24 protein-coding genes are annotated in these 24,304 nt (G+C 34.5%); 13 read left to right on the forward strand and 11 right to left on the reverse strand.

Features of this window, described 5'->3' with window-relative positions:
- Nucleotides 1-44: 44 nt before the first annotated feature.
- The 4 genes from ACFFLS_RS07630 to ACFFLS_RS07645 form a co-directional block, all read right to left on the reverse strand.
- Nucleotides 45-818, reverse strand: a complete 774-nt coding sequence (locus ACFFLS_RS07630) for a carboxypeptidase-like regulatory domain-containing protein (RefSeq protein WP_379685937.1) — start codon at nucleotides 816-818, stop codon at nucleotides 45-47.
- 251 nt (nucleotides 819-1,069) lie between these two features.
- Complete coding sequence (locus ACFFLS_RS07635) at nucleotides 1,070-2,965, reverse strand: DEAD/DEAH box helicase (RefSeq protein ID WP_379685938.1); 1,896 nt, start codon at nucleotides 2,963-2,965, stop codon at nucleotides 1,070-1,072.
- A gap of 204 nt (nucleotides 2,966-3,169) precedes the next feature.
- Nucleotides 3,170-3,748 carry a non-canonical purine NTP diphosphatase gene (locus ACFFLS_RS07640; protein WP_379685939.1) on the reverse strand — a complete coding sequence of 193 codons (579 nt, stop codon included), beginning with the start codon at nucleotides 3,746-3,748 and terminating at the stop codon, nucleotides 3,170-3,172.
- The gene (locus ACFFLS_RS07645; protein ID WP_379686385.1) at nucleotides 3,745-4,002 is read right to left on the reverse strand and encodes a ribosomal maturation YjgA family protein; all 258 of its coding nucleotides are present in this window, start codon (nucleotides 4,000-4,002) and stop codon (nucleotides 3,745-3,747) included. Before ACFFLS_RS07645 ends, ACFFLS_RS07640 begins: the two co-directional genes overlap by 4 nt.
- 238 nt (nucleotides 4,003-4,240) lie before the next feature.
- Here ACFFLS_RS07645 and ACFFLS_RS07650 point away from each other — a divergent pair, with 238 nt between their 5' ends.
- From ACFFLS_RS07650 to ACFFLS_RS07670, 5 genes are all read left to right on the forward strand, one after another.
- Complete coding sequence (locus tag ACFFLS_RS07650; RefSeq protein WP_379685940.1) at nucleotides 4,241-5,419, forward strand: glycoside hydrolase family 88 protein; 1,179 nt, start codon at nucleotides 4,241-4,243, stop codon at nucleotides 5,417-5,419.
- Nucleotides 5,420-5,858: 439 nt separating this feature from the next.
- Nucleotides 5,859-6,638, forward strand: a complete 780-nt coding sequence (locus ACFFLS_RS07655) for a hypothetical protein (RefSeq protein WP_379685941.1) — start codon at nucleotides 5,859-5,861, stop codon at nucleotides 6,636-6,638.
- Nucleotides 6,635-7,327: a hypothetical protein gene (locus tag ACFFLS_RS07660; protein ID WP_379685942.1), complete on the forward strand. Its 693-nt coding sequence runs from the start codon at nucleotides 6,635-6,637 to the stop codon at nucleotides 7,325-7,327. Before ACFFLS_RS07655 ends, ACFFLS_RS07660 begins: the two co-directional genes overlap by 4 nt.
- 34 nt (nucleotides 7,328-7,361) lie before the next feature.
- Nucleotides 7,362-7,769, forward strand: coding sequence for a hypothetical protein (locus ACFFLS_RS07665; protein ID WP_379685943.1), 408 nt, complete (start codon nucleotides 7,362-7,364; stop codon nucleotides 7,767-7,769).
- Nucleotides 7,770-8,025: 256 nt separating this feature from the next.
- Nucleotides 8,026-8,457, forward strand: coding sequence for a hypothetical protein (locus ACFFLS_RS07670; RefSeq protein WP_379689268.1), 432 nt, complete (start codon nucleotides 8,026-8,028; stop codon nucleotides 8,455-8,457).
- 60 nt (nucleotides 8,458-8,517) lie between these two features.
- Here the strand turns inward: ACFFLS_RS07670 and ACFFLS_RS07675 are convergent, their stop codons facing one another.
- Nucleotides 8,518-10,032: an FMN-binding glutamate synthase family protein gene (locus ACFFLS_RS07675; RefSeq protein WP_379685946.1), complete on the reverse strand. Its 1,515-nt coding sequence runs from the start codon at nucleotides 10,030-10,032 to the stop codon at nucleotides 8,518-8,520.
- A 34-nt stretch (nucleotides 10,033-10,066) separates the two neighbouring features.
- Nucleotides 10,067-10,846 (reverse strand): NYN domain-containing protein, encoded by a 780-nt coding sequence (locus tag ACFFLS_RS07680; protein ID WP_379685947.1) that lies wholly within the window; start codon nucleotides 10,844-10,846, stop codon nucleotides 10,067-10,069.
- Nucleotides 10,847-11,047: 201 nt separating this feature from the next.
- Between ACFFLS_RS07680 and ACFFLS_RS07685 the strand changes: the two genes are divergently transcribed.
- The 5 genes from ACFFLS_RS07685 (at nucleotide 11,048) to ACFFLS_RS07705 (ending at nucleotide 16,547) form a co-directional block, all read left to right on the forward strand.
- On the forward strand, nucleotides 11,048-11,494 hold the full coding sequence (locus ACFFLS_RS07685; RefSeq protein ID WP_379685948.1) for an RrF2 family transcriptional regulator: 447 nt from the start codon (nucleotides 11,048-11,050) through the stop codon (nucleotides 11,492-11,494).
- Between the two features lie 18 nt (nucleotides 11,495-11,512).
- Nucleotides 11,513-12,034 (forward strand): azurin, encoded by a 522-nt coding sequence (gene azu, locus ACFFLS_RS07690; protein ID WP_379685949.1) that lies wholly within the window; start codon nucleotides 11,513-11,515, stop codon nucleotides 12,032-12,034.
- Nucleotides 12,035-12,119: 85 nt separating this feature from the next.
- Nucleotides 12,120-14,354, forward strand: a complete 2,235-nt coding sequence (locus tag ACFFLS_RS07695) for a nitric-oxide reductase large subunit (RefSeq protein ID WP_379685950.1) — start codon at nucleotides 12,120-12,122, stop codon at nucleotides 14,352-14,354.
- A 23-nt stretch (nucleotides 14,355-14,377) separates the two neighbouring features.
- Entirely contained in the window at nucleotides 14,378-15,112 is a 735-nt protein-coding gene (gene ric, locus ACFFLS_RS07700; RefSeq protein WP_379685951.1) for an iron-sulfur cluster repair di-iron protein, read from the forward strand.
- 205 nt (nucleotides 15,113-15,317) lie between these two features.
- Nucleotides 15,318-16,547: a hypothetical protein gene (locus ACFFLS_RS07705; protein WP_379685952.1), complete on the forward strand. Its 1,230-nt coding sequence runs from the start codon at nucleotides 15,318-15,320 to the stop codon at nucleotides 16,545-16,547.
- Between the two features lie 117 nt (nucleotides 16,548-16,664).
- On the opposite strand, the gene ACFFLS_RS07710 is transcribed toward ACFFLS_RS07705, so the two are convergent.
- Genes ACFFLS_RS07710 through nirK form a run of 3 tightly spaced genes read right to left on the reverse strand, consistent with a single transcriptional unit; the run spans nucleotide 16,665 to nucleotide 19,515 of the window.
- Nucleotides 16,665-17,261 carry an SCO family protein gene (locus ACFFLS_RS07710; protein WP_379685953.1) on the reverse strand — a complete coding sequence of 199 codons (597 nt, stop codon included), beginning with the start codon at nucleotides 17,259-17,261 and terminating at the stop codon, nucleotides 16,665-16,667.
- Nucleotides 17,262-17,277: 16 nt separating this feature from the next.
- A complete protein-coding gene (locus ACFFLS_RS07715; RefSeq protein WP_379685954.1) occupies nucleotides 17,278-18,054 on the reverse strand; it encodes a formylglycine-generating enzyme family protein in 777 nt (258 codons plus the stop codon).
- A 15-nt stretch (nucleotides 18,055-18,069) separates the two neighbouring features.
- Nucleotides 18,070-19,515 (reverse strand): copper-containing nitrite reductase, encoded by a 1,446-nt coding sequence (nirK, locus tag ACFFLS_RS07720; RefSeq protein ID WP_379689271.1) that lies wholly within the window; start codon nucleotides 19,513-19,515, stop codon nucleotides 18,070-18,072.
- A gap of 252 nt (nucleotides 19,516-19,767) precedes the next feature.
- Between nirK and capB the strand changes: the two genes are divergently transcribed.
- Together capB and ACFFLS_RS07730 are read left to right on the forward strand one after the other, a co-directional pair.
- On the forward strand, nucleotides 19,768-21,027 hold the full coding sequence (capB, locus tag ACFFLS_RS07725; protein WP_379685955.1) for a cysteate-C-fatty acyltransferase: 1,260 nt from the start codon (nucleotides 19,768-19,770) through the stop codon (nucleotides 21,025-21,027).
- Nucleotides 21,028-21,153: 126 nt separating this feature from the next.
- Entirely contained in the window at nucleotides 21,154-21,639 is a 486-nt protein-coding gene (locus ACFFLS_RS07730; protein WP_379685956.1) for a hypothetical protein, read from the forward strand.
- A gap of 98 nt (nucleotides 21,640-21,737) precedes the next feature.
- Here the strand turns inward: ACFFLS_RS07730 and ACFFLS_RS07735 are convergent, their stop codons facing one another.
- Together ACFFLS_RS07735 and ACFFLS_RS07740 are read right to left on the reverse strand one after the other, a co-directional pair.
- Nucleotides 21,738-22,856: a GTP cyclohydrolase gene (locus tag ACFFLS_RS07735; protein ID WP_379685957.1), complete on the reverse strand. Its 1,119-nt coding sequence runs from the start codon at nucleotides 22,854-22,856 to the stop codon at nucleotides 21,738-21,740.
- A gap of 53 nt (nucleotides 22,857-22,909) precedes the next feature.
- Nucleotides 22,910-23,887 (reverse strand): transporter, encoded by a 978-nt coding sequence (locus ACFFLS_RS07740; RefSeq protein ID WP_379685958.1) that lies wholly within the window; start codon nucleotides 23,885-23,887, stop codon nucleotides 22,910-22,912.
- Nucleotides 23,888-24,012: 125 nt separating this feature from the next.
- Here ACFFLS_RS07740 and ACFFLS_RS07745 point away from each other — a divergent pair, with 125 nt between their 5' ends.
- A complete protein-coding gene (locus ACFFLS_RS07745; RefSeq protein WP_379685959.1) occupies nucleotides 24,013-24,300 on the forward strand; it encodes a DUF4834 family protein in 288 nt (95 codons plus the stop codon).
- Nucleotides 24,301-24,304: the final 4 nt, after the last annotated feature.

A 24,304-nucleotide genomic window follows, 5' to 3' on the forward strand; every position in this document is an offset into this window, starting at 1 on the left:
TTTTAACACTGACCACTAAAAAACTAATCACTGATTACTCAAACTTAATTGCGTTTCAAAACTTTATATTGTTCATAACAAGCGCTGATGGCGTCCATAATCTGAAGGTCGTTTGCCGATTGAATAAAAGCATCAGAATAATTGCAACGATGCATGATTTCCGGAATTTCATCCTTCGTTATTCCTAATAAGACAGCCACGGTTTCACGATCGTATTTGGATTCTAAAAGCGTGCGAACGGTATCGTCTTTTTTCATTTCCTTTAATTTTTTGAGCTCTTTTCCGTTTTTCCCAAAGAAATTATAGAGCATATCAGCGGGGTTGAAAATAGATCCGAGGACTTTTCCAAAAGCATTTGGAGCATATTCTCCGGCTTCATAACCTTGAGTAAGACCAGAAATGCTGTAGCGATAGTTTTCTTTTGTTGGAATTAATTTAGAATCAATTTCCAGATAGCCAGTCAAACTAAAAGGCGCAATTACAACTTCTTCAAGTGCAATTGCTTTTTCAGTAAGCTGAATTCTGGTTATTTTGTTTTTTATCCAGTCATTTGTCACTCTGATTCTAAGTGACTGAAAACCTAAAATAGAGAAATGTAGCGTGTCATTTACCTGAACATCTATTTCAAAATATCCTTTTTCATCAGATTTTGCACCGCGCACTTTATTGGTGTTAATGATGTTTACACCTGAAAGTGGCTGTTTACTGTTGTCGTTAATAATATAACCCGAAACTCTTTGAGGAACATTTGACTGTGTTTCTTGCGAAAAGCCTATGTTTGCTAGAAGTATAAAAAAGAAAACTGCGAAATATTTCATATCCTGATTTAAAGTTCTAAAAGTAGTAAATCGGGATTAAATATCTCGTAGTCTTGGAATTTAATTATAAGAAAATTAACAAAGGCACTGGTATTGCTTTTTCTATTAAATAAAAAGGATAAGAAAGGATTGCGTTATATTGTTTTGGATTGCAAAACTCATTTAGGGAGAATAGAATTCTAGGCATAAAAAAAACCCAAGTTCCAGGTATGTTTGGAATTTGGGATTTTGTATTTTAAGAAATTGAATTATTAATCTCTTCTAGATCTTCTTGGTCTTGGGCTATCGCCAAAGTTTTCAGAACGTCTTGAAGTTCTTTCAGAACCACCTTCGTTTCTAGAACCTGAATTTCTAAAACCACCTTCTCTTCTTGGAGAAGACGAGTTTCTGTCACTTCTAAAACCTCCTTCTTTAGAACCAGAATTTCTGTCGCTTCTGAAACCACCTTCGCGTCTTGGTGCAAAGTTACCGTCTCTTTTTGAAGAATCACGTCTTCCGCCACGGTTGTTGTGATCACGTCTTCCGCCTCCGTCGTTTTTAGAAATTTCAACATTAATACGACGTCCTTCTAACTGAACGTTGTTTAAGATATCCATTACTTTATCAGTATGCTGCGGATCCGTATTAAAGAATGAGAAACCTTCTTTTACATCAACTTTGAAAACGTCGTCACGTCCAAGGTCTAAAGTTTCTTTTAGGTAGTCTTTTAATGACATCCAGTCAAAATTATCTCTTGAACCGATGTTTACAAAGTAACGAACAGCGCCGTTATTATTGAATTCTCTTCCTTCAGAATCGCCTCTTTCGCGTCTTTCACCAGTAGATTGAGTAGAAATATCTCTGTTCTTTTTGTAATACGTGATGAAACGGTTAAATTCTACTGAAACCATTTTCTTAATCAATTCTTCTTTAGATAAATCTTCAAGAACATTGTTGATTGCTGGTAAATAGTTATCAATTTCGTGATCAACCTCAGTATCTTTAATTTTGTTTGCTAAGTGCAATAACTGAATTTCGCAGATTTCGATTCCAGATGGAATAGATTTTTCTTCGAATTTTTGTTTGATGATTCTCTCGATAGAAGAAATTTTACGCAATTCGCTTTTGGTAACGATTACGATAGAAGTTCCTAATTTTCCTGCTCTACCTGTACGACCAGAACGGTGGTTGTAAGTCTCGATTTCATCAGGTAATTGATAGTTTACAACGTGCGTTACGTTGTCAACGTCAATACCACGTGCAGCCACGTCTGTAGCCACAAGCATTTGGATTTGTCTTCCACGGAAAGATTTCATTACACCATCGCGTTGTGCTTGAGACAAATCTCCGTGCAATGCAGCCGCGCTGTATCCGTCTTCGATTAATTTCTCAGCAATAGCCTGTGTGTCTCTTTTTGTACGACAGAAAACTACAGAAAAAATATCTGGATTAGCATCTGCTAAACGTTTTAAAGCTTCGTAACGATCGCGTGCATTTACTAAATAAAATTCGTGAGAAACCGTAGAAGAACCTGAGTTTTTAGTTCCAACAGTGATTTCTAAAGGGTCGCTCATGAATTGTTTTGCAATTCTTGCCACTTCCTGAGGCATTGTTGCAGAAAACAACCAAGTACTTTTTTCGTCTGGAGTATCCGATAAGATTGATACGATATCATCATAAAATCCCATGTTTAACATTTCGTCAGCCTCATCAAGAACACAATAATCTATGTTTTTAATGTTTACCAAACCTCTGTTAATCATGTCCTGCATTCTTCCTGGAGTTGCCACAATAATTTGCGCTCCTCTTTTTATTTCTCTTGCTTGTTCTGTTATACTAGCTCCTCCGTAAACTGCTACTACATTTATACCTTTTTCGTATTTTGAGTAGTTTTTAAGCTCGTTAGTAATCTGCAAACATAACTCGCGTGTTGGCGATAAAACTAATGCCTGTGTATTTCTGTTGTCAGCATCAATTTTTTGGATTAACGGAAAACCGAAAGCTGCCGTTTTCCCTGTCCCTGTCTGAGCCAACGCAACCATATCCGTGTCTTTTTCCAATAATAGGGGAATCGCCTTTTCCTGTACCTCTGACGGATTTTCAAATCCTAGATCTAAAATCGCCTTCAGTAACGATTCATTCAATCCTAATTGTTCAAATTTGTTCATATGTATTTTTAAAATAGGGTGCAAAATTACTGTTAATTATTCAGATAAACTAATGCTTATTTAATAATTATGTATTTGTTGTGATTTGATTATCAAAAAGTTACGATTTCATTAAAATCATTTTTCAGACAATCCCAATAAATTAAACAAAAAAGACGTCGTGAAATCTAAAAAATCAGTCCTAAATTGTTGTATTTTAAACAATTATTTTGTGCTATTCAGAAAATCAATTAGTTGGTTAACGGCTTTTCCTCGATGACCAATCGTATTTTTTGTTTCTAAAGGCAGTTCTGCAAAGGTCTCAGCAAAATTTTCCGGTTGAAAAACGGGGTCATATCCAAAACCATTTGTTCCTTTTTTTTCGGCTATAATTTTTCCTTTTGCAATTCCGGTAAACAAAAATTGTTTTCCATCTAAGTTTAAGGCAATAACGGTCTTGAACTGTGCGCTGCGGTTTTCTTGGTTTTGCAAGGCTTGCAGAAGCTTGTTCATGTTGTCGTCAGCATTCTTCTGTTCGCCTGCATATCTTGCAGAATACACGCCTGGCGCTCCGTTTAGTGCTGTTACTTCTAGTCCGGTATCGTCTGCAAAACAATCATAACCATATTTCTGAGTTACATAATCTGCTTTCAGAATAGCATTTCCTTCAATAGTTTCGGCAGTTTCAGGAATTTCTTCTAGGCAGCCGATTTCTTCAAGACTTAATATCTGAATACTTTCTGGAAGCATACTTTGAATTTCGGCTATTTTATTTTTGTTGTTTGATGCAAAAACGAGTTTCATACTTTTTTATATTTTAAAATAATTTTTTCGATAAAAGAAATAGATAAGATTCCAAATGTATAAGCTAGAATGTCAGACCATAAAAAGCCCTGTCCTAGTACATAACGTCCAAAAATTGTCTTTCTTAATCTGATAATCCATTCGTCTTGATAAAGTTGCAAAAACTCAATACTATAACAGATTAAAAGCGAAAGTAGTATTACAGTTGAAATATTTTTTTTTGGAAATAAAATCCGAACTAAAAAATAAATCATGACTGCATAAAGAAAATCCCCAATCCACAAAGGAACGAATGAAATTTTTCTTGAAAGAATACCAGTAAAAATGGTCAGTAAAAAAAGAATGAAATATTGGATTCTGGATTTCTTCAAGTTACGTTGAATTAGAAAAATTTGTACATTTTTAGTCACACAAAAATACAAAGAATCATATAGATATGCTTTATTTCATAAATTTATCACTTCAACAGCTATCTACACAAAAACTAACCACATGATTATAAGATTTTTTACCTCATTTGTTGCTTTGCTTTTGGTTGTAAATCAAGGCTATTCGCAAAAAGGAAATTCGTTTGATATTCAAAAACAAATTGATTATTGTGCAAAACAGGCTTCAAAAACATTGGAAGTGATTCCAAATGACGGGACTTCTCCAAGAACAGTTCCGAATGGAAGTTCGCAATGGAAATTTGTAAATTACAAAGACTGGACAAGCGGTTTCTGGCCTGGAGAATTATGGTATTTGTACGAAGCGACAAAAGACAAAAAATGGGAAAAAGAAGCGGATAAGTTTACTCGTTTCTTGACTCCATTATCAGTAATCAAGGCCGCTGATCACGATTTAGGTTTTCAGGTTTTTAACAGTTTCGGAAATGGATATCGGTTGACAAAAAACAAAGAGTACAAGGAGATTGTTCTAAAAATTGCTGATACTTTGGCAACGCTTTTTAATCCGAAAGTCGGTACGATTCAGTCCTGGCCTCATAATAAATTTGGCGGGCATAATACTATTATTGACAATATGATGAATCTTGAACTGCTTTTCTGGGCATCTAAAAATGGAGGTAGTAAAACGCTTTATGATATAGCGGTCAAACATGCCGAAACAACGATGAAAAATCATTTCAGGCCAGATTATACCTCGTATCATGTTTTGATTTATGATTTTGAGACAGGAAAAAAAATAAAAGGACAGACAGCTCAAGGCTTCAGCGACGAAAGTATGTGGGCTCGCGGACAGGCATGGGCTATTTATGGATTTACAATGGTTTACCGAGAAACAAAAGACCCTAAGTTTTTAGATTTTGCTCATAAATTGGCAAGAGTTTATCTAGATAAATTGACTACAGAAGATTTGATTCCGTATTGGGATTTTAATGCTCCAAACATTCCAAATGAACCAAGAGACGCGTCGGCAGCGGCTATAGTTTCTTCTGCGCTTTTGGAATTGAGTTCCTATACCAAAGATAAAAAGCTTAAAAATGAATATCTTGAAAAATCGAAAAAAATGGTTGTTTCGCTTTCGGAGAATTACCAGAGTCGTGACATTAATTCTGCATTTTTATTGCATGCAACTGGTCATAAACCTGCTGGAAGCGAAATTGACTGCTCGATAAACTATGCCGATTATTATTACTTGGAAGCGCTTTTAAGGCTTCAGAAAATAAAATAGTTTTAAAAAAGAATAAAATGTTTGTAAGGCAAAGCTCCAGCGGAGTGACATATTTTTCGAAATAATATAGGTCGCTGCGTGGGAGCTTTTTTATTTGTCTTGTTGTTTAAATCTATAAAGGTTTTACCTCTCTAGGTTTTCTGTCAAGTTGATTTTTTAAAAATCTACATAATCGAAGAGTTTATTGGTCTCAGATTCGGGTTTAAAACCCTGCAATTTATTGCAGTACTTTAGTAATGCGAAAAAATATAATCTTTTGACTTTTTTAGTTTTGATAAAAAGTTTTCAAAATTGAGAGACTTTCAGTCTCTCGTCAAACAAACCTCTGTACTTTCAGTGCAGAGTGGTTTAGTTAATTAAATAATAAAACAAATAAGCTGGCGAACAGCATTTTTATTAATTATGTTTGTTGCAGATATTTACATTAAAAGAAAACCTAATGATTAGAAAAACTACCCAAATCTTATCTGCAGTTATCGTCTTATTATTAATGGCAAGCTGTACGAGTACCAATGAAAGGATTATGAAATTTGTTAAAGATTATAATGATTCAGCATCAAATTTCAGTAATCAGGTAATCAGTTCTACAAATGCTAAGGCATTTTTGCAAGAGAAAAAAATTGAGATTACAATGGAAACCACTGTTGAGCAGAATGAAGATAATAAGTCGCTTTACGGTAAAATATTCCCCTCTCTTTTAAAAGAAACCATAATAAAAGATCGCCACACCAAAAAACTAATAGAAGAAGGAGTGGTTTTTCAAATCAATTTTCTGGCATTAGATCACTCTTCTCTTGCCTCGTTTAAAATTGATAAAAAAGAGATGGAAGAACTTTTAAAAAATAAGGAGAATATTACCGATGTTCCACTTGAAGCCTTAAGTGAACCTAGCGCAAAATTGCAGCAAGCTTTGGCTGTAATGAATAAAAATATGCCAATCAAAAATTCTGATGGAACAAGGGTGCTGAAAATTTATTCGACAGAGAACAATCAGTTGGTTTATAAAATGGAGGTGCCAGAAGAAATGGCTGTTGTTTTAAAAAACAAAGATTCAAACCCCTTAATTAAAGAAAGTCTGCTAAGAAATACCGAATTAAAAAAAATAATTGGCTTTGTAAAAGGTTTTGGAGTGACCAATATAAAATACGAATATTACGATGCAGAAGGTAATGAACTTAACAGTTTTGTTTTAACCGAAAAAGACCTTAGTAAGTTATGAGTGAAGGATCATCATCAGGAAAGTTTTTATTAAGTTTTGGACTGGCGGCTTTTGCAATAATCAGACTTTTATACACTTGTTCAGCAGACAGTTATGCTCCCCGACAGAATAATATAAGGGATGTCGAGTTTAAGCAAGGAGATTTGATATGGAATAAAACTGATCTTAAGGTAGGTCAGAAATCAATCTCAAAAGATATAATGTATAAGTCGTATTTGGGGCTTGACAGTCTCAATGCCATGGAGAGAGACGATTATGGGCTATTGAAATTAGAAAAAGATACTTTGCTTTTAATTGATATTAAGACTCAAATTAAAATTCCGAAAGAATATTATTTTCAGAACGCTCACGATGATTCGCTGCATTATGCTTTTAAGGCGCCAGATAATTTGAATTTTTTCATTCATGATTTTGAAGCAAAAGGAGATCTTGAGGAAAATTTTAAAGCGGTGAAGCATATCAGTAAGCTACAGAAGTATAAATTAGAAAATACAATAGATAACACCAAAGTCGTTTCTTATAAAATTGTGAAAAACAACAAGAGATTCAATGGTTATGCTTTGTGTTTTAAGAATGTAGATGCAGATCTTCATACTTTCTTCGAATTTGAAAGCGATGTCCTCACAAAAGAAAAGTTACAAGACAGAGCTTTAGCTTTTTTAACTCAGAATATGAAAGAAAAAAAGTAATTTTAGAAATTATTTCAATTTTAAAACAGTAAGAATGAGCAGAAAATGTATCAAAATATTATTTGCAGTTTCAATTATAGTATTGATGGTGGGCTGTAAAAACACCAAACAAAAACTTCAGGAATTTGTTCCAGCTTATAATGCCGCTGCTTCAAGCTTTAAGGCACCTCATGTAACACTGACAACCGCGAGAGGATATCTTAATGATAATAAGATTGAACTTCGTTTTGAAACTAGTTTAGAACAAAATGAGGTTAATAAAAAAGAAGCCGAAAAAGTATTTCCGGAAGTGTTAAAAGAGCTGAATCTTAAAACGCCAGCATTTAAAGAATTGGTAAATGAAGGCGTACAGTTCGACTTATATTATTTGGCGGCCGATAATACCGTTTTTATAAAAGAAATTGTCACCAAAGAAACTATTTCAGAGCATCTAAAAGAATAAATGACTGTTAAAACAGTACTAAAAAATATTCTTACATTTAAAAAGTCTCGCTGATTTAAATTAGCGAGACTTTTTGGTTTTTGAAACATTTTCTTCCTGAAAAACATACTCTCGCATTCTTACATTTTTTAGGTTTTAATGCTTATAATTGTTTTAAATTCAAATAATTATGAAGTGGTTTTTGTAATTTATTATTGTTTTTATCTTATAAGTTTATTATGTTTGAGTTAAAAAATAACCTAAAAACCAAAAATTTATGAAAAAAATTACCCAAATCGCATTTGCATTTGCTTTTGCATTATTCTTGGTGAGCTGTAAAAATACCAAACAGAAAATTCAGGAGCATGTTAGTAATTACAACAATTCGTCTTCGATAAAAGGGCATGGCATCACAAGTACAGCAGCAAAGGCTTTTTTAAATGACAACAAAATCGAAATCAGGATTGAGACAAATCTCGAAGAAAACGATGCCAACAAACAGGCTTATAAGGAATCATTTCCTGATTTGTTGAAAGAAATGATAAAAAATAATCAGATTTCGACAGAATTAATTGATGAAGGAGTAAGTTTTGACGTTTATTTTTTAGCCTATAATAATGTCATTCTTGCTCAACAACTGGTAGATAAACAGGAATTAGCCGTTTTAGAAGGCGCTAAAGAAGAAAATAAAGAAACTGCAAAACTTTAATATGGTATAAAATTACACTATTAAAAAAGCCTCTTTTAATTTTAAAAGAGGCTTTTTTAATTAAGAAAACTGAGTAACGTTTTTTAGATTATCTGGGAAATAACTGTCGGATAAACTGGCAAATTCATCTCCACGCATAAATATATTGATATCGACATCTGCAAAACTGTTTTTTCCTGCCGCTGCCAAAAGTTCGTTTGCAGCATGAAGCGTATTTTTATGGAAATGATACACACGATCCGATTTGTCTGTTACAACAAGCCCTTTCATAAGCATCTTGTTTTGGGTTGCAACTCCAGTTGGGCATTCATTATTATGGCAACGTAAAGCTTGAATACATCCTAAAGAAAACATAAATCCTCGCGCACTGTTACACATATCGGCTCCAAGGGCTACGGCATGCAAAATAGAATAACCCGAGATAATTTTACCGCTTCCTATGATTCGCATTTTATCTCTTATTCCTAATCGAACCAGCGTTTTGTTGACAAAAATTAAGGCCGGTTCAAAAGGCATTCCGACACCATCGGCAAATTCTAGAGGAGCAGCGCCAGTTCCACCTTCAGCGCCATCGACAGTGATAAAATCTGGATAAGTGTCTTCGTTTATCATTTCTTGGCAAATGGCTTCAAATTCGGCCGTATTTCCGATACATAGCTTAAATCCAATTGGTTTTCCGTTGGATAAGTCACGTAGTTGTTTAATGAAATGAATCAGTCCTTTTGCATCAGAAAAAGCGTGATGACCAGGAGGAGAAAGAATCATGGTATGAGGCACAACGCCTCTTATTTTTGCAATCTGCACTGTGTTTTTAGCAGCCGGAAGTACGCCTCCATGTCCTGGTTTTGCACCTTGTGAAAGCTTAATCTCAATCATTTTTACATTTGGAAGATTGGCTTTTTCCTTGAAGTTTTCTGGACTAAAATTTCCTTCAGCATCTCGGCATCCAAAATATCCTGTTCCAATTTGCCAGGTGATATCGCCGCCACCTTCTAAGTGAAATTCGGTCAAACCACCTTCACCAGTATTTTGGTAGAAATTTCCTTTTTTAGCACCGATATTGATGGCACGAACGGCATGTTCGCTCAAGGAACCGAAACTCATTGCAGAAACATTAAATAAAGAAGCTGAATAAGGCTGTTTGCAGTCTTTTCCACCCACTATGACACGTGGCAGTTCTTCATTAACTTTTGCAGGAAATATAGAATGTTTTATTCCTTCATAATTCTCTGTATTTAAGTTTAATTGCGTTCCAAAAGGTGTGCTCGAGTCAATATTTTTGGCTCTTTGATAAACTAATGAACGCTGATTTCTTGAAAAAGGTTTTCCATCTGTAGATCTTTCGATAAAATACTGCTGAATTTCTGGTGCAATCATTTCAAACAAATATCTGAAATAGCCTAGAACAGGAAAGTTTCTTAAAATAGCATGTTTTTCTTGAACGGCATTATACAATCCAATAATTAGAAGTATCGGAAGCAAAACTAAGAGCAAAATGCCAACTTTGAATTGGTAGTAAATTGCGGCAACAATTAGAAAGAGTAAGAATCCGTAAATAAAGAATTTTTTTCTCATGTCTTTAAAATAATATAATAGTAATAAAAATTAATTAGTTGAACCGAAGTCGTACATAAACATGCTTAATGCCTTTTTTGTCTGATTCGCGTTCATCAATTTCAAGAATATCGGTTAATGATTTTAGCATTGGCGTAAGCTTGGAAAAACCATAATTTCGGGGGTCAAATTCTGGTTTTTTCTTTACAATAAGATTTCCTACATCGCCAAGAAAAGCCCAGCCATCATCGTCTTCGATATCTTCAATAGTAGCTTCAATAAGCTCGATGGTTTGTTTGTCAATTTTATGAAGCGCTTTTTCAGCAGGTTTTTCAACAGGTTTTTTGGTATCGGCGGCAACTACTTTTGGTTTTTTCTTTTGAGTTGCTCCATCTAAAACCTCAATATAAATAAATCGGTCACAGGCAACAATAAATGAATTAGGTGTTTTCTTTTCTCCAATACCAATTACTTTCATTCCGGATTCTCGTAATCGCACAGCCAAACGGGTAAAATCGCTGTCGCTTGAGACAATACAGAATCCATCCAGTTTTCCTGAATAAAGCAAATCCATCGCATCAATAATCAAGGCAGAATCTGAAGAATTTTTTCCAACGGTATAACTGTATTGCTGTATAGGCGTAATGGCATGTTCAAGCAAAACTCCTTTCCAGCCGTTTGCGTTTGGTTTTGTCCAATCGGCATAAATTCGTTTTGTGGTAGGCGTTCCAAGTTTTGCAATTTCCTCCATCATTCCCTTTACATTACTGTAAGGTACATTATCGGCATCAATCAGAACAGCTAGTTTTAAATCTCTAGAGTTGGTTAACGGCATTTTTTAGCTATTAAAAATTAGGTACTTTCAAAGTTAAAATTAAAATTGGTTTTTATATGAATTTATCTCCGATAATGTAGGTTCTGAGCTAAATTATTTTGGTTATAAATAAGGATTTCTTTCCTGCGAAATTTAATTAAAGATAAATTTGTCTTTTATATAAAAAAGAAATACATTTGTATCAAATTAATCGACAGTTATATGTTTTCAAAAGCGTGTGAGTACGGAATCAGAGCTTCAATTTTTATTGCAACTAAATCCTCAAAAGGGATTAGAGTCGGCATAAAAGATGTGGCGAAAGAAATTGACTCGCCCGAACCTTTTACAGCCAAAATTATGCAGATCTTGACAAAGAACGGAATCATTCATTCTGCAAAAGGAGTAGGAGGAGGTTTTGAAGTTTCTGCAGAAGCATTAAAAACAATAAAACTAATTCAGATAGTAGATGCAATCGACGGCGACAAGATTTACAGAGGATGTGGAATAGGCCTGAAAGAATGCTCAGAACAACATCCATGTCCCGTTCACTTCGAATTTAAAAAGATACGAGGCTTGCTTCTCGAAATGCTTTCTAAAACAACCCTAGAACAGCTGGCTTTGGGAGTTAAATCTGGAGATTTTTTTCTTAAAACATTGAATACAAATTAAATCAAATACATATCAAAAATGAATACACAAACCAAAATTTCGGCATTAATCCTTATGGGATTTTTAACTATTACTTCATGTGGAAAAAAACAAGACGGTCAAATTGGAGAGCCGGCAGATACGACTGAAACTTCTACAGAGGGCGTAGCAGCTCCAGTAGCTGAAGAAAATGTTTTAGTTATTGAAGGAAATGACCAAATGCAGTTTAATACAAACGAACTTAAAGCGGTTGCTGGAAAACCAATAAAACTAACATTGAAACATGTTGGAAAAATTCCGAAAGAAGCAATGGGACACAATCTGGTTATTCTACAAGAAGGTACAGATGAAGCCAATTTTGCCTTAAAAGCAAACGATGCCAAAGCAACTGATTATATTCCGGAATCTGAAAAAGCTTCAATTATCGCTCATACTAAATTATTAGGCGGAGGAGAAGAAGATACAATCGAATTTACAATCGATAAAAAAGGAACTTACAAATTTATCTGCTCTTTTCCAGGCCACGTAGCCATGATGAAAGGCGTTTTGATTGTTGAATAAATAACAAAAAACTCTGATTTAAGGATTGGAGTTTTTTTAAAAACTAATAAAAGATAAAATTGTCTTTTATTGAATTGAAGTAAAGATGAAAAGAGAAAAAAAATTATGGATAGTCTTTGCATTAGTAATGACTGTCTCTTTTGCAGTACTTGGTTATTATGGTTATGAAATTTACCAGCAGGCACCGCCTGTGCCAAAAGAAATTGTTTCGGATTCAGGAAAAGTTATTTTTTCAGAAGATGAAATAAAAGACGGACAGAATATCTGGCAAAGTATTGGTGGTCAGGAAGTGGGTTCTATATGGGGGCACGGCGCTTATGTAGCTCCAGATTGGACAGCAGACTGGCTCCACAGAGAAGCGCTTTTTATATTGGATATTTACGCTCAAAATGATTTTAAGAAAAAGTTCGAAGAGCTTGATGACGAAAAACAATCAGCGTTAAAAATTCGTTTGCAGAAAGATTTGAGAACCAACCGCTATAATGTTGACACAGGTATTCTTACGATTTCTGAAAACCGAGTTGCGGCAATAGAAAATTTGAGCGAATACTATAAAGGTCTTTTTACGAATGATCCTCAGTTTGATAAATTGAGAGAAGAATACGCTATTCCGAAAAACTCGATTAAGGATGCGGAAAGAATGCATAAGATGAATGCTTTTTTCTTCTGGGCAACTTGGGCAACGGTTACCAATCGTCCTAATGCTGATATTTCATATACTCATAATTGGCCAGCAGATGATTTGGTAGGGAATGTAGCAACCACAGAACTTTTAGCTTGGTCGGGAGTTAGTATTATTCTACTGATATTGAGTGTCGGAATTCTAGTTTTTTATCATGCAAAATCTGGTGAGGAAGAAGAATTTCCGCTTCCAAAAGAAGATCCAATCATCAAGCAAGGAAAAACAAAATCGATGGGATTGGTGACCAAATATTTTTGGATTGTGAGTTTGCTGATGGTTTTGCAAATGATCTTCGGAATTATTACAGCGCATTACGGAGTAGAAGGAAATGGTTTGTACGGAATTCCGATTGACAAAATCCTGCCTTATGCGGTAACGCGTACATGGCACACACAATTGGCAATTTTCTGGATTGCAACAGCTTGGCTGGCAACCGGATTGTATATTGCGCCAGCGGTTTCTGGAAAAGATCCCAAATTTCAATGTTTTGGAATTAACTTCTTGTTTATCGCACTTTTAATCATTGTTTTAGGTTCAATGGCCGGACAATGGTTTGGTGTAATGCAGAAACTGAATTTAGTACAAAACTTCTGGTTTGGTCATCAAGGTTACGAATATGTTGATTTAGGCCGTTTCTGGCAGATTTTCCTTTTGGTTGGATTGTTTTTATGGCTGGCTTTAATGGTTCGCCCTTTGATTCCAGTTTTAAAGAAAAAAACAGAAGAGAAAAACCTAATCATTTTGTTCTTGGTTTCTTGTTCGGCGATTGCAATGTTCTATGGAGCAGGATTAATGTGGGGAAGACAAACCAACTTAGCGATTGCCGAATACTGGAGATGGTGGGTTGTTCATCTTTGGGTTGAAGGTTTCTTCGAAGTATTTGCAACAGTTGTAATCGCGTTTTTGTTCGTTCGTTTGGGATTACTAAAAACGAAAACAGCGACTTTAAATGTGCTTTTTGCAACAATCATATTCATGGCTGGAGGTATTTTAGGAACATTTCACCATTTGTATTTCTCTGGAACACCAACGGCAATTATGGCTTTGGGAGCGACATTCAGCGCTTTAGAAGTTGTGCCTTTAACTTTAATCGGATTTGAAGCGTATCAAAACTATAAAATCTCTAAATCAACGCAATGGATTGCCGATTACAAATGGCCAATTTACTTTATGATTTCTGTGGCGTTTTGGAATTTCCTCGGAGCCGGAATCTTCGGATTCATCATTAATCCGCCAATCGCGCTTTATTATGTTCAAGGTTTAAATACAACGCCTTTACACGGTCATACTGCTTTATTCGGAGTTTATGGAATGCTAGGAATTGGTTTAGTTCTTTTTGTATTGAGAAGTTTATACCGAAATGTAAGCTGGAATACCAAACTGCTAAAAATCACTTTTTGGTCTTTAAATATTGGTTTATTCCTAATGGCAATTCTGAGTTTATTACCAATCGGAGTTTGGCAGGCAATTGAAAGCATCAATCACGGAATGTGGTACGCTCGTTCGTCAGAATTAATGCAACAGCCGGCAATGATTACCTTAAAATGGCTTCGTGCAATTGGAGATTCAATCTTCGGAATCGGATTCATTACAATGGCTTGGTTTGTATTTGAACTCACATTAAAAAACAAAAAATAAAAACAAATTTAATATTGATTATCATGGAAAATTTAAAAAACAAAACGATAGGATCATTTGTAGCCGAAGATTTTAGAACCGCAGCAGTATTCTCAAAATATAAAATTGATTTTTGTTGCAAAGGAAACCGAACCGTTACCGAAGTTTGCGAAAAACAGCATATTGATGCGGATATTTTATTGGAAAATGTGCTTCAGGTTGTACAATCAGAAAATAACGGAAGTATCGATTTCAATTCCTGGCCTTTAGATTTATTGGCAGATTATATCGAAAAAACGCATCATCGTTATGTGGAAGAAAAAACGAATGTTTTACTATCTTTTTTAGATAAATTGTGTAAAGTTCATGGAGCCAATCATCCTGAATTATTCAGAATCAATGAATTGTTTACAGGTTGTGCAGGCGAATTGGCGCAACATATGAAAAAAGAAGAATTGGTTTTGTTTCCTTTTGTGAAAAGAATGACCAAAATGAAAGAAACCGATGGTATTTTGCATCAGCCATCTTTTGGAAGCGTTTCCAATCCGATTGCGATGATGATGTACGAACACGATAATGAAGGCGAACGTTTTAGAGAAATCGCCGAATTGACCAACAATTACACGCCGCCAGCAGATGCCTGTACAACATACAGAGTAACTTTTGCCATGCTTAGGGAGTTTGAAGCAGATTTGCACAAACATATTCATTTGGAAAATAATATTTTGTTTCCAAAGGCCGTTCTGCTCGAAAAGGAATTTGCTGAAGTAGAACAATAAATCTTTATGTGGAGAAACACCGATAAACGTCCAGTATGTTTTCGGTGTTTTTTATTATTTTAACAATGAGTTTTGCTTAAAAAGTAAAAAACATAAAGTTAAGTTTTAAACCTTATAACTAATATAAGAAATTATAAGTTTTGCTGAAGTGAACTTATATTGCTTATATGGTTTATTTAATTTTATATGTTTAAAATTGCACAATATGAATTCTCAAAAAGCTTGGATAGGCTGTTGTTTTTTTAATTTTCTGATTGCCTGTGTTTTCGGATTGTTAATGCGGTTTATGTATCTCGTTCCAATAGATTTTCTAAACTATAGCTTTCTGCTTCATGCGCATTCGCATGTTGCGATGTTGGGTTGGGTTTACTTGATTGTGTATGTTTTGGTTATTCATTTTTTTATTCCGAAAGAAAAAAGCCAGAAACCAATTTATAATCGTTTGTTTTGGCTGACGGAGTTTTCGGTAATCGGAATGATGATTGCTTTTCCGATTCAGGGATATGCTTTGTTTTCGATTATTTTTTCAACAATGCATATTTTGCTGAGTTATGTTTTTTGTCGTTTGGTTTGGAAAGATTGTTCCAAAGATAAATCACCCTCGCAAAAACTTTTATTGACTTCAATTCTGTTTATGATTTTGTCAACCTGTGGAGTTTGGTGTTTGGGTCCAGCGGTTAGTACATTAGGAAAACAAAGTGCTTTTTATCAGATTGCGATTCAATTTTTTCTTCATTTTCAATTTAACGGATGGTTTATATTGGCAATTTTAGCTTTGTTTTTAAAGCAATTTAAAGACAAAATTGATGAGATAAAGTTTAGGAAATTTTACTTTTTGATGATTATTTCTACAATTTTGACAGTTGCATTTCCTGTTCGCTGGTTTGTAGAAAATAATGTTTTGACTTATATAAACGCTCTAGGAGTTTTGTTTCAATTAGGCGCTTTTATTTATTTCTATAGAATGCTTAAGCCACAAATAAATCATTTCAAAAGTACTTTAGATAAAACCACGAAAATAGTTTACGGTTTGGCTTTGTGTTCTTTATTTCTGAAAATCGGAATTCAATTGCTGACTATTTTTCCAAATTTAGCTGAAGTTTCACATCAAGTCAGAAATTTTGTAATTGGCTTTATTCACTTAACCACTTTGGGAATCATAACCGGATTTTTGTTTGGAATCTTGCTTCATAATAAAATGCTTTCAGTAGATTCTTCAACATTAAAAATAGGAATGAAGTGTTTTATTTTAGGATATATTGCAACCGAAATTTTATTGTTTCTGCAAGGCTGGTTTTTCTTTTCTGGAGAAGGAACTCTTCCTGGATATTTTCAAAGTATTTTGATATTGAGCATATTTTTGGTTTTAGGATTGGTTTTAATGATGATCTCTATAATAAATTTTCCTTCCTGTAAGGTTTCAAAAACCTTATAGGAAGTCAAACTTTTTCTAAATCATAGATTTAATGATAGAAGTCAGATTTAAATAAAAAAACAAGAGTAGATTCATGGCTAAATCTGCTCTTGTTTTCAACTAATAAAAATATTAAAACTATATTTTTCCAGCTTCCTGATTTATTGCTTCTATCGTTTTTTCATTATTAACTCCTAGACCTTCCTGCTGAAATACCAATTCTCCGGCCTCGTTAAAAACACTTATAATATTTGAATGCGAAAAATCTATCGGCGAGATCTTTTTGTAGTTTACAGCTAAAACAGCAGCAAATTCACGAGTGTTTTCTTCTGTAGAACGAAGGAAAGTCCATGGTTCCTTATTCATATGATTTTCAATTGCAAAAGTTTTCAGCTTTTCAGGAGTGTCAGTTTTAGGATCGATGCTCACCAAAATCAATTTTATATTTTGTTTTGTGTTTTTATCAAGTTTGGATTCTATATCTCGCATATCGGCTACTAATCTTGGGCAAGCAGCTTTACAACTGGTATAAATCATCACCATTACTAAAACATTGCCTCTAAAATCTTTTAATTCGATGTTTTTTCCATCCTGTGTTGTCCATTTAGAAGGCAGATTGTAAATGGATAAATCGCTGATTTCTTTTTTTGTTTCTGCTTTAATTTCTTTCTTATCAGCATCTTTGCAACTGTATAATGAAAATAAAAGAGAGAAAACGAATACTATTTTTTTCATTGTTAATTCATTTAAATTAGATTTTAGGTTTTGTCGTGCTGGCACATCTAAAACCAAGATTTCTTGTAGCATACTGTGCTTTCAGACTACCTCTAAAAGCGTATCGCATAAAAGCGGCATAATCCATTAAATCTGTTGCGTTTACAGAAGCGCTTCCGCAGAACAAATTCTTATCATTGCTTTTGTCTTTTCTAGATTCTCCTGATAAAAAAATACTGTTGAAATCGGCTGTCCATTCCCAGATCAGACCGTGCATGTCGTAAATTCCCCAGTAATTTTTAAAAGTTTGTCCGATTGGGTTTTCGTATGTTTTGGATTTTTCATACCAGGACAAAATATATTCGTTAAATTCTTTTTTAGTTCGGGCATCTGTTCTTTTTTCATCTGCCATCGCTGCATATTCCCATTCATCCATTGTTGCCAAACGTTTTCCTTGGCATTCGCAGTATTTTTTAGCTGCAAACCAAGACACGCTGGTAACGGGCGATTTCGGATCGGCAGTTCCAAAGTCATAGTCGCTTCTCCAATAGGACAAATAACTTTTTTCTGCAAAAATCCTTTTGATTTTAGATTTGCTGTAATCTGGATTTTTTTTAATGAATTTTAGGAAATCACTATTCGTAACCGGATAAATATCAAGATAAAAAAAAGGCACAAAGACAGGTTTTTTGGAGGAGGCTCCGTAAAGAGGGACAAACGAGCCCTCTTTTACGTGAACCATTCCAATTTCCTGAGCCTGCAGTATTCCTGCAGACATCAAGAAAAAAGTAAAGATGAAAATGTTTTTTTTCATACTGAAAAATTGCTGTTATCTTAGAGCTTTAACCATTTCAGGTGTAATTTCTGTTTTATTATTGCCCCAGTTGCTGTAGATATAAGTTAAAACGTTTGCAATTTCGTCATCAGATAAATTTTGAGCAGGCATAACGTTGTTGTATTTTTTTCCGTTAACACTAATCTCTCCAGTTAAACCATGTAAAATAGTGTTGATGGCACGTTTAGAATCGGCATTCAGATAATCTGATTTTGCCAAAGGAGGGAAGGTGCTCGGAATTCCTTGTCCTTCAGATTGATGACAGGCAAAACAGGTAGTTCCAAAAATTTCTTTACCAATTTTTATCTTTTCGTCTAGCGTTCTTTTTGGCACTTCAACTTTTACGGTCTTATTGCCCGGCATTTTCTGGATTGTTCCGCCTTCAGGCAGGTAAATACCTTCTTGAATCGTTCCAGAATAAATGTTTTTGTTTTCGTTTCCTTCTACTTTCAGCATTCCCAATGCTCCTTTGTTAAATGCTCTAAAAATGGAGTGATCAACCAAAATAAAAGTTCCGGGAGTTTCTACTTTAAAGTCAACAATTGCGGCGCCTCCGGCCGGAATCAAAGTAGTTTGAACGTTTTTGTTGATTGTGCTTCCGCCTTCAACATGCACATTGTCAAATATTTCGCCAATTACGTGGAAAGAAGAAACCAAATTTGGTCCGCCATTACCCACAAATAAACGTACAGTTTCTCCAACTTTGGCAGTCAATTCGTTTCCGTTGGTTAATGAGCCTACTTTTCCATTAAATACTACGTAATCAGGAGTTTCCTTAACTGCTTTATTCATGTCAAACGGTTGAAGACCTTTTGCTCCGTATTCACCTTGAGTGTAAAAATCACCCTGCATTACATAGTATTCTTTGTCAACTGGCGGAAGTCCGCCTTCTGGTTCCACCAAAATCAATCCGTACATACCGTTGGCGATGTGCATTCCCACAGGAGCTGTCGCACAGTGGTACACGTACAATCCCGGATTAATTACTTTAAAACTGAATACTTTTTCATGTCCCGGAGCTACAAGAGACGATGTTGCTCCACCGCCTGGTCCCGTTACTGCATGCAAATCGATGTTATGAGGCAATTTGTTATCGGGATGATTTTTTAGGTGAAATTCTACTTCATCGCCCACACGGGTTCTGATGAAACTTCCTGGAACAGAACCGCCAAATGTCCAGTAGGTGTATTTTACGCCATCGGTCATAGTGCCTTCCTGCTCTTTAATTTCCATATTAAGCTTAAGCTTCATGGCTTTTCGGTCGCCAACTGGTTTGGGTACAAGTGGCGGTGAGGTGAGTTCGGCATTCATTTCGCCTTCTGTCGTAATATCTGCATAATTTACAGCTTCTTCTTTTTTACAGCTTCCTAATAAGATTGCCATAAAAAGCAAAGCTGTAAACAGATACATTTTTGTTCGAATGTTTTTTTTTGTGTTCATAATCAATTGGTTTTACTTAGCTTATTTTGAGTCAAAAATAAAAGACTAATTTGTCTTTTATTATGATAAAAATCATGATTCGATTTTTATTATTCATTTAATTTTAATTTAGGCGTCGAAAAAACTGGATTTGTAGAGCCAGTACGGTATCTCGTATTATTTTTTAATAAAAATAAATGAGGGTCTGAATTTTAGAATAATAATGATTATTTTTGCACGCTGTTTACATTAAAATTATTACTACAACATATTATGGTAAAAGATTTATTCGAAAGAATTCAAGAAAATAAAGGGCCGTTAGGAAAATGGGCTTCGCAGGCAGAGGGTTATTATGTTTTTCCAAAATTAGAAGGTGAGTTAGGTCCAAGAATGCAATTTCACGGGAAAAACATCCTAAACTGGAGTTTAAATGACTATTTAGGACTTGCAAATCATCCAGAAGTACGTAAAGCAGATACTGATGCAGCAGCTCAATTTGGTGCAGCATACCCAATGGGAGCTCGTATGATGTCTGGTCACACTACTTATCATGAACAGTTAGAAAATGAGTTGGCTACCTTTGTAATGAAAGAATCAGCTTATTTATTGAATTTTGGTTATCAAGGAATGGTTTCTATCATTGATGCTTTGGTTACTAAAAACGATATTATTGTTTACGATGTAGATTCGCATGCTTGTATTATTGATGGTGTTCGTCTTCATATGGGTAAACGTTTTACGTACAAACATAATGATCTTGAAAGTATGGAGAAAAACCTTCAGAGAGCTACAAAAATGGCAGAAGAAACTGGAGGCGGAATCTTATTTATTACCGAAGGAGTATTTGGAATGCGAGGCCAGCAAGGAAAACTGAAAGAAATTGTAGCCTTAAAGAAAAAATACAATTTCAGATTGTTGGTTGATGATGCACACGGTTTTGGAACTCTTGGTAAAACAGGAGCAGGAGCAGGTGAAGAGCAGGGAGTTCAAGACGAGATTGATGTTTACTTCTCTACTTTTGCAAAATCAATGGCAAATATTGGTGCTTTCGTAGCGGCAGACAAATCAGTAATTGATTATTTAAAATATAACTTGCGTTCTCAGATGTTTGCAAAAGCGTTGCCAATGATCCAGACAATTGGTTCATTAAAACGTTTAGAGCTTTTGCGTAATTCTTCAGAAATTAAAGATAAGCTTTGGGAAAACGTAAATGCATTGCAAAACGGATTAAAACAAAAAGGATTTAATATCGGTGATACAAACACTTGTATTACACCAGTTTACTTAGAGGGAAGTATTCCTGAGGCGATGGTGATGGTAAACGATTTAAGAGAGAACTACGGAATTTTCCTTTCAATTGTTGTTTATCCAGTTATACCAAAAGGAATTATTTTGTTGAGAATGATTCCAACGGCTTCGCATACTTTAGCAGATATCGAAGAAACTCTATCGGCTTTTGAAGCAATCCGCGAAAAATTAGTAAATGGAACTTATAAAGAAATCGCTGAAAAAACAACAGTTGACGTTTCGTAATTTCTGATTTAAAATATCAATTTCCAGTAGTGGGAATTATGTAAAAAAATCCATTCTTTGTAAGAGTGGATTTTTTTTTATTTGAAGTAACTTTATTTCATAATCAACAAAATAAAATGAATATTTATGAAAAAAGTACTAACACTAACAGCAATTGTTTTGTCGATTTTTACATCATGTAAAAAAGAAACAACCACAACAGAACCTGTCCAAATTACACCAAGTCCACCAAAAGAAGCCGAAATTTTAGAGCCTGCAGGAGACCAGTGTTATGCATGGAGAGCGAATGGAAATGTCATTGAATTGAGCTTTAATGTAAATTCACATCAGGAAGTAAACGGAAAACTGCGTTATGATTTAACAGGAAAAGATAAAAATGAAGGCACTCTAATTGGAAATATGAAAGGAGATACACTAATTGGAGATTATACTTTTTCGTCTGAAGGTGTTTCGTCTGTAAGAGAGGTCGCTTTTCTTCAGAAAGACGGCGCTCTTATTGAAGGATATGGGGATATTGTGACTTCTAATGATAAAGTTGCTTTTAAAGATAAATCAAAATTGAAATTTGATCAAAAAAACACTTTGACAAAAGTAGATTGTAAAGTAGAATAAATAATTGAATTTTTTCATTGTAAAAAATCCATTCGTTTGGGGGCGAATGGATTTTTTTATATGATTAATTTAGTTTTTGAAGACTGAACACTTTAACATTAAAGATTCTTCAGATAAGTTTTTCTTTGACAATGAATAATCGGATCAAAATTTTTCCAAAGCAAGTGAATGGCATTGTTTTCTAACAATTCGGGAGTTCTGATACAGTTTCGAATTCCTTTTTCTGAGAAAGTTTTGTAATATTCATCAAAAATAATTGCAGTAACACCTTTGTTTTGATATTCAGGCTGAACTCCGATTAAGTAAAAAACCACATCTTTACTGTGTTTTTTTGCTTTAAGCAGATGAAGAAATCCGAACGGGAATAATTTTCCTTTTATTTTCTGTAAAGCTTCTGTAAAACTTGGCATTACTATGCTGAAAGCTATTAATTTGTCATTTTCATCAACAACAAACTTAATGTATTCCGGATTTATAAAACTGATGTATTTCTTTTTGAAATATTCTTTTTGGATATCAGAAATCGCTACAAATGAAGCCAGTTTCGCGTAAGACTCATTAAACAAATCAAACATTTTGTCTACATGAGGCATAATGTCTTTTGTTTTGGTAAAAGTAAGCGATTTTAATCCGTAACGTTTTTTGATTAAAGCAGTTGCTTTCTGAAAAAGCTCCGGTTTTACATTCGAAAACGGAAAAATACTTTCTATATATTGCTTTTCGACTACAAAACCTAACTGCTCAAGATGTGTAACATAATAAGCATGATTGTACCAAGTAATCATAGTTCCAATTTGGTCGTAACCTTCAGTAAGTACTCCAACTTTATCTAAATTTGAGAATCCCATTGGGCCTTCTGCGTGCTCAAGATTATGTTTTCTTCCCAGTTCAAAGACTTTTTCAAGCAATGCTTTAGTAACTTCGATGTCATCAATTACATCAAACCAGCCAAAACGCACTTTTCTTTTGTGCTGATTATTAACTTCAGACCAGTTGATAATAGCCGTAATACGTCCGACAATTTTGTTGTCGCGATAAGCCAAGTAAAAATAAGCTTCCGCATTATCAAAAGCAGGATTTTTGGTTTTATCAAAAGACTCTAATTCGTCGGCAATTATTGGTGGTACCCAATAAGGATTGTCCTTATATAGTGAAAAAGGAAATTTGATATATTCGGTTAATTCTTTCTTGCTTTTGGCTTCTTTAATTGTAATCATTAAGATTGAAGTGTAAAATGTCTTCTAATTTCTTGGAAGAAAAGTTAGTTAATTTATTCGTATTTAGATTTTCGTTTTCTTTCTTGTTCCTGATAATCAGTTTCGCGTTGCTCCATTTCGTTATCTTTATTCTTTTTGGATTTTTCTTCGGCTTTTACTTCGCTTTGTTTTTCTTTATACCAGCCGTCGTAACGCCAAGAAATTCCAACTCCTCCATACAAAACAGACGGTGTATTCTTAAAATTGGTGCTTATCGAAGCGTCAATCTGCATATTCGGACTTAAGAGATAAGCTGCGCCGCCACGAACAATGGCATCGCTGTAGAAATCGCTTTTGTAGCCCTGATTTTCAATAAAGCCCGACCATCGGTCATTAAATCCACGGGTCAAAGTTAATACATATCCGTAACTTGGATAATCAGTCGTTATATAATCGGCGATAATATTGGTAACAAAAACCCATTTCCCGCCTCCCAAAAGGTTTTGAGTAACCAAAACTACTTTTGGAGATATTGCTCCGTCATTAGAAAAATAATACGGATTTCTAGCCGCTGTAAAATTTGCTCCTGCAAATATAGACACAGCAGGAATTAGCGAATGCCAGTCAAAAGTATAGTTTGCTTTCCAGCTGTAAATATTTTTGGCTCTCTTGTAATTTCTGAAAGGGTCATAAATAAGATATTTTGCTCCCAGGACAGTCTGTCTGAAGTTGTTTTTTTCGTAGCTTGTATAAGGCGTATCAAATTTTTCTCGTTGATACTGTACATCAAGTATAAACTCCAGTTTTTCAAGGAATGCACCATAGCGAACTGTTAAATCGGTTCCAAGACCGCTGGCGTCATAGTCTAATAAGTCGTGTTTCTCTTTGATGCCATAAACACCAAATTCGGCCTGAATCACATTTTTTCCAACGCCAAAAGCCGACATCGTTTCGCCTGGGCGGTTAGAATTGATTACATCGGTATATTGCGCAAAAAAAAGTTGTGGAATAAAAAAAAGTACCGAGGCAAGTAAGTTTTTGATTTTTAACATAAAAGTTTTTTTGGGGATTAAAATGTAATAACGCATTTCAAATGTACATATTTTATTATTTATTTAAGATTGATATTTTATTTTTAAACGACGGATTTATTAATTTTGACAAAAATTATATAATTATGCAAGAAGCATCATTGACAGGTTTAAGATGGATATTAGGTATAATTGCCTTTTATTATATTTTCAAATTTATGGCCAGAATCTTTTTGCCAGTATTGGTAAAAAAGGCTGTAGATAATGCAAACGAAAGTTTTCAGAGACAGCAACAACAGTACAGACAAGACAATATGTGGCAAAACACTCATAATAATAGCAATGACGAGATAATCATTAATACGGCTAATGCCAAAAATCCACGAGAGACCAAAAAAGTGGGTGATTATGTCGATTACGAAGAAATAGATTAGATTT

This window comes from Flavobacterium procerum (genome assembly GCF_042431625.1).
In the GTDB taxonomy this organism is placed as follows: domain Bacteria; phylum Bacteroidota; class Bacteroidia; order Flavobacteriales; family Flavobacteriaceae; genus Flavobacterium; species Flavobacterium procerum.

Excerpts from the sequence above, each read along its gene's own strand:
- ACFFLS_RS07630 (WP_379685937.1), bottom strand. The coding sequence starts at position 818 with ATGAAATATTTCGCAGTTTTCTTTTTTATACTTCTAGCAAACATAGGC.
- ACFFLS_RS07635 (WP_379685938.1), bottom strand. The coding sequence starts at position 2,965 with ATGAACAAATTTGAACAATTAGGATTGAATGAATCGTTACTGAAGGCG.
- ACFFLS_RS07640 (WP_379685939.1), bottom strand. The coding sequence starts at position 3,748 with ATGAAACTCGTTTTTGCATCAAACAACAAAAATAAAATAGCCGAAATT.
- ACFFLS_RS07645 (WP_379686385.1), bottom strand. The coding sequence starts at position 4,002 with ATGATTTATTTTTTAGTTCGGATTTTATTTCCAAAAAAAAATATTTCA.
- ACFFLS_RS07650 (WP_379685940.1), top strand. The coding sequence starts at position 4,241 with ATGATTATAAGATTTTTTACCTCATTTGTTGCTTTGCTTTTGGTTGTA.
- ACFFLS_RS07655 (WP_379685941.1), top strand. The coding sequence starts at position 5,859 with ATGATTAGAAAAACTACCCAAATCTTATCTGCAGTTATCGTCTTATTA.
- ACFFLS_RS07660 (WP_379685942.1), top strand. The coding sequence starts at position 6,635 with ATGAGTGAAGGATCATCATCAGGAAAGTTTTTATTAAGTTTTGGACTG.
- ACFFLS_RS07665 (WP_379685943.1), top strand. The coding sequence starts at position 7,362 with ATGAGCAGAAAATGTATCAAAATATTATTTGCAGTTTCAATTATAGTA.
- ACFFLS_RS07670 (WP_379689268.1), top strand. The coding sequence starts at position 8,026 with ATGAAAAAAATTACCCAAATCGCATTTGCATTTGCTTTTGCATTATTC.
- ACFFLS_RS07675 (WP_379685946.1), bottom strand. The coding sequence starts at position 10,032 with ATGAGAAAAAAATTCTTTATTTACGGATTCTTACTCTTTCTAATTGTT.
- ACFFLS_RS07680 (WP_379685947.1), bottom strand. The coding sequence starts at position 10,846 with ATGCCGTTAACCAACTCTAGAGATTTAAAACTAGCTGTTCTGATTGAT.
- ACFFLS_RS07685 (WP_379685948.1), top strand. The coding sequence starts at position 11,048 with ATGTTTTCAAAAGCGTGTGAGTACGGAATCAGAGCTTCAATTTTTATT.
- azu (WP_379685949.1), top strand. The coding sequence starts at position 11,513 with ATGAATACACAAACCAAAATTTCGGCATTAATCCTTATGGGATTTTTA.
- ACFFLS_RS07695 (WP_379685950.1), top strand. The coding sequence starts at position 12,120 with ATGAAAAGAGAAAAAAAATTATGGATAGTCTTTGCATTAGTAATGACT.
- ric (WP_379685951.1), top strand. The coding sequence starts at position 14,378 with ATGGAAAATTTAAAAAACAAAACGATAGGATCATTTGTAGCCGAAGAT.
- ACFFLS_RS07705 (WP_379685952.1), top strand. The coding sequence starts at position 15,318 with ATGAATTCTCAAAAAGCTTGGATAGGCTGTTGTTTTTTTAATTTTCTG.
- ACFFLS_RS07710 (WP_379685953.1), bottom strand. The coding sequence starts at position 17,261 with ATGAAAAAAATAGTATTCGTTTTCTCTCTTTTATTTTCATTATACAGT.
- ACFFLS_RS07715 (WP_379685954.1), bottom strand. The coding sequence starts at position 18,054 with ATGAAAAAAAACATTTTCATCTTTACTTTTTTCTTGATGTCTGCAGGA.
- nirK (WP_379689271.1), bottom strand. The coding sequence starts at position 19,515 with ATGAACACAAAAAAAAACATTCGAACAAAAATGTATCTGTTTACAGCT.
- capB (WP_379685955.1), top strand. The coding sequence starts at position 19,768 with ATGGTAAAAGATTTATTCGAAAGAATTCAAGAAAATAAAGGGCCGTTA.
- ACFFLS_RS07730 (WP_379685956.1), top strand. The coding sequence starts at position 21,154 with ATGAAAAAAGTACTAACACTAACAGCAATTGTTTTGTCGATTTTTACA.
- ACFFLS_RS07735 (WP_379685957.1), bottom strand. The coding sequence starts at position 22,856 with ATGATTACAATTAAAGAAGCCAAAAGCAAGAAAGAATTAACCGAATAT.
- ACFFLS_RS07740 (WP_379685958.1), bottom strand. The coding sequence starts at position 23,887 with ATGTTAAAAATCAAAAACTTACTTGCCTCGGTACTTTTTTTTATTCCA.
- ACFFLS_RS07745 (WP_379685959.1), top strand. The coding sequence starts at position 24,013 with ATGCAAGAAGCATCATTGACAGGTTTAAGATGGATATTAGGTATAATT.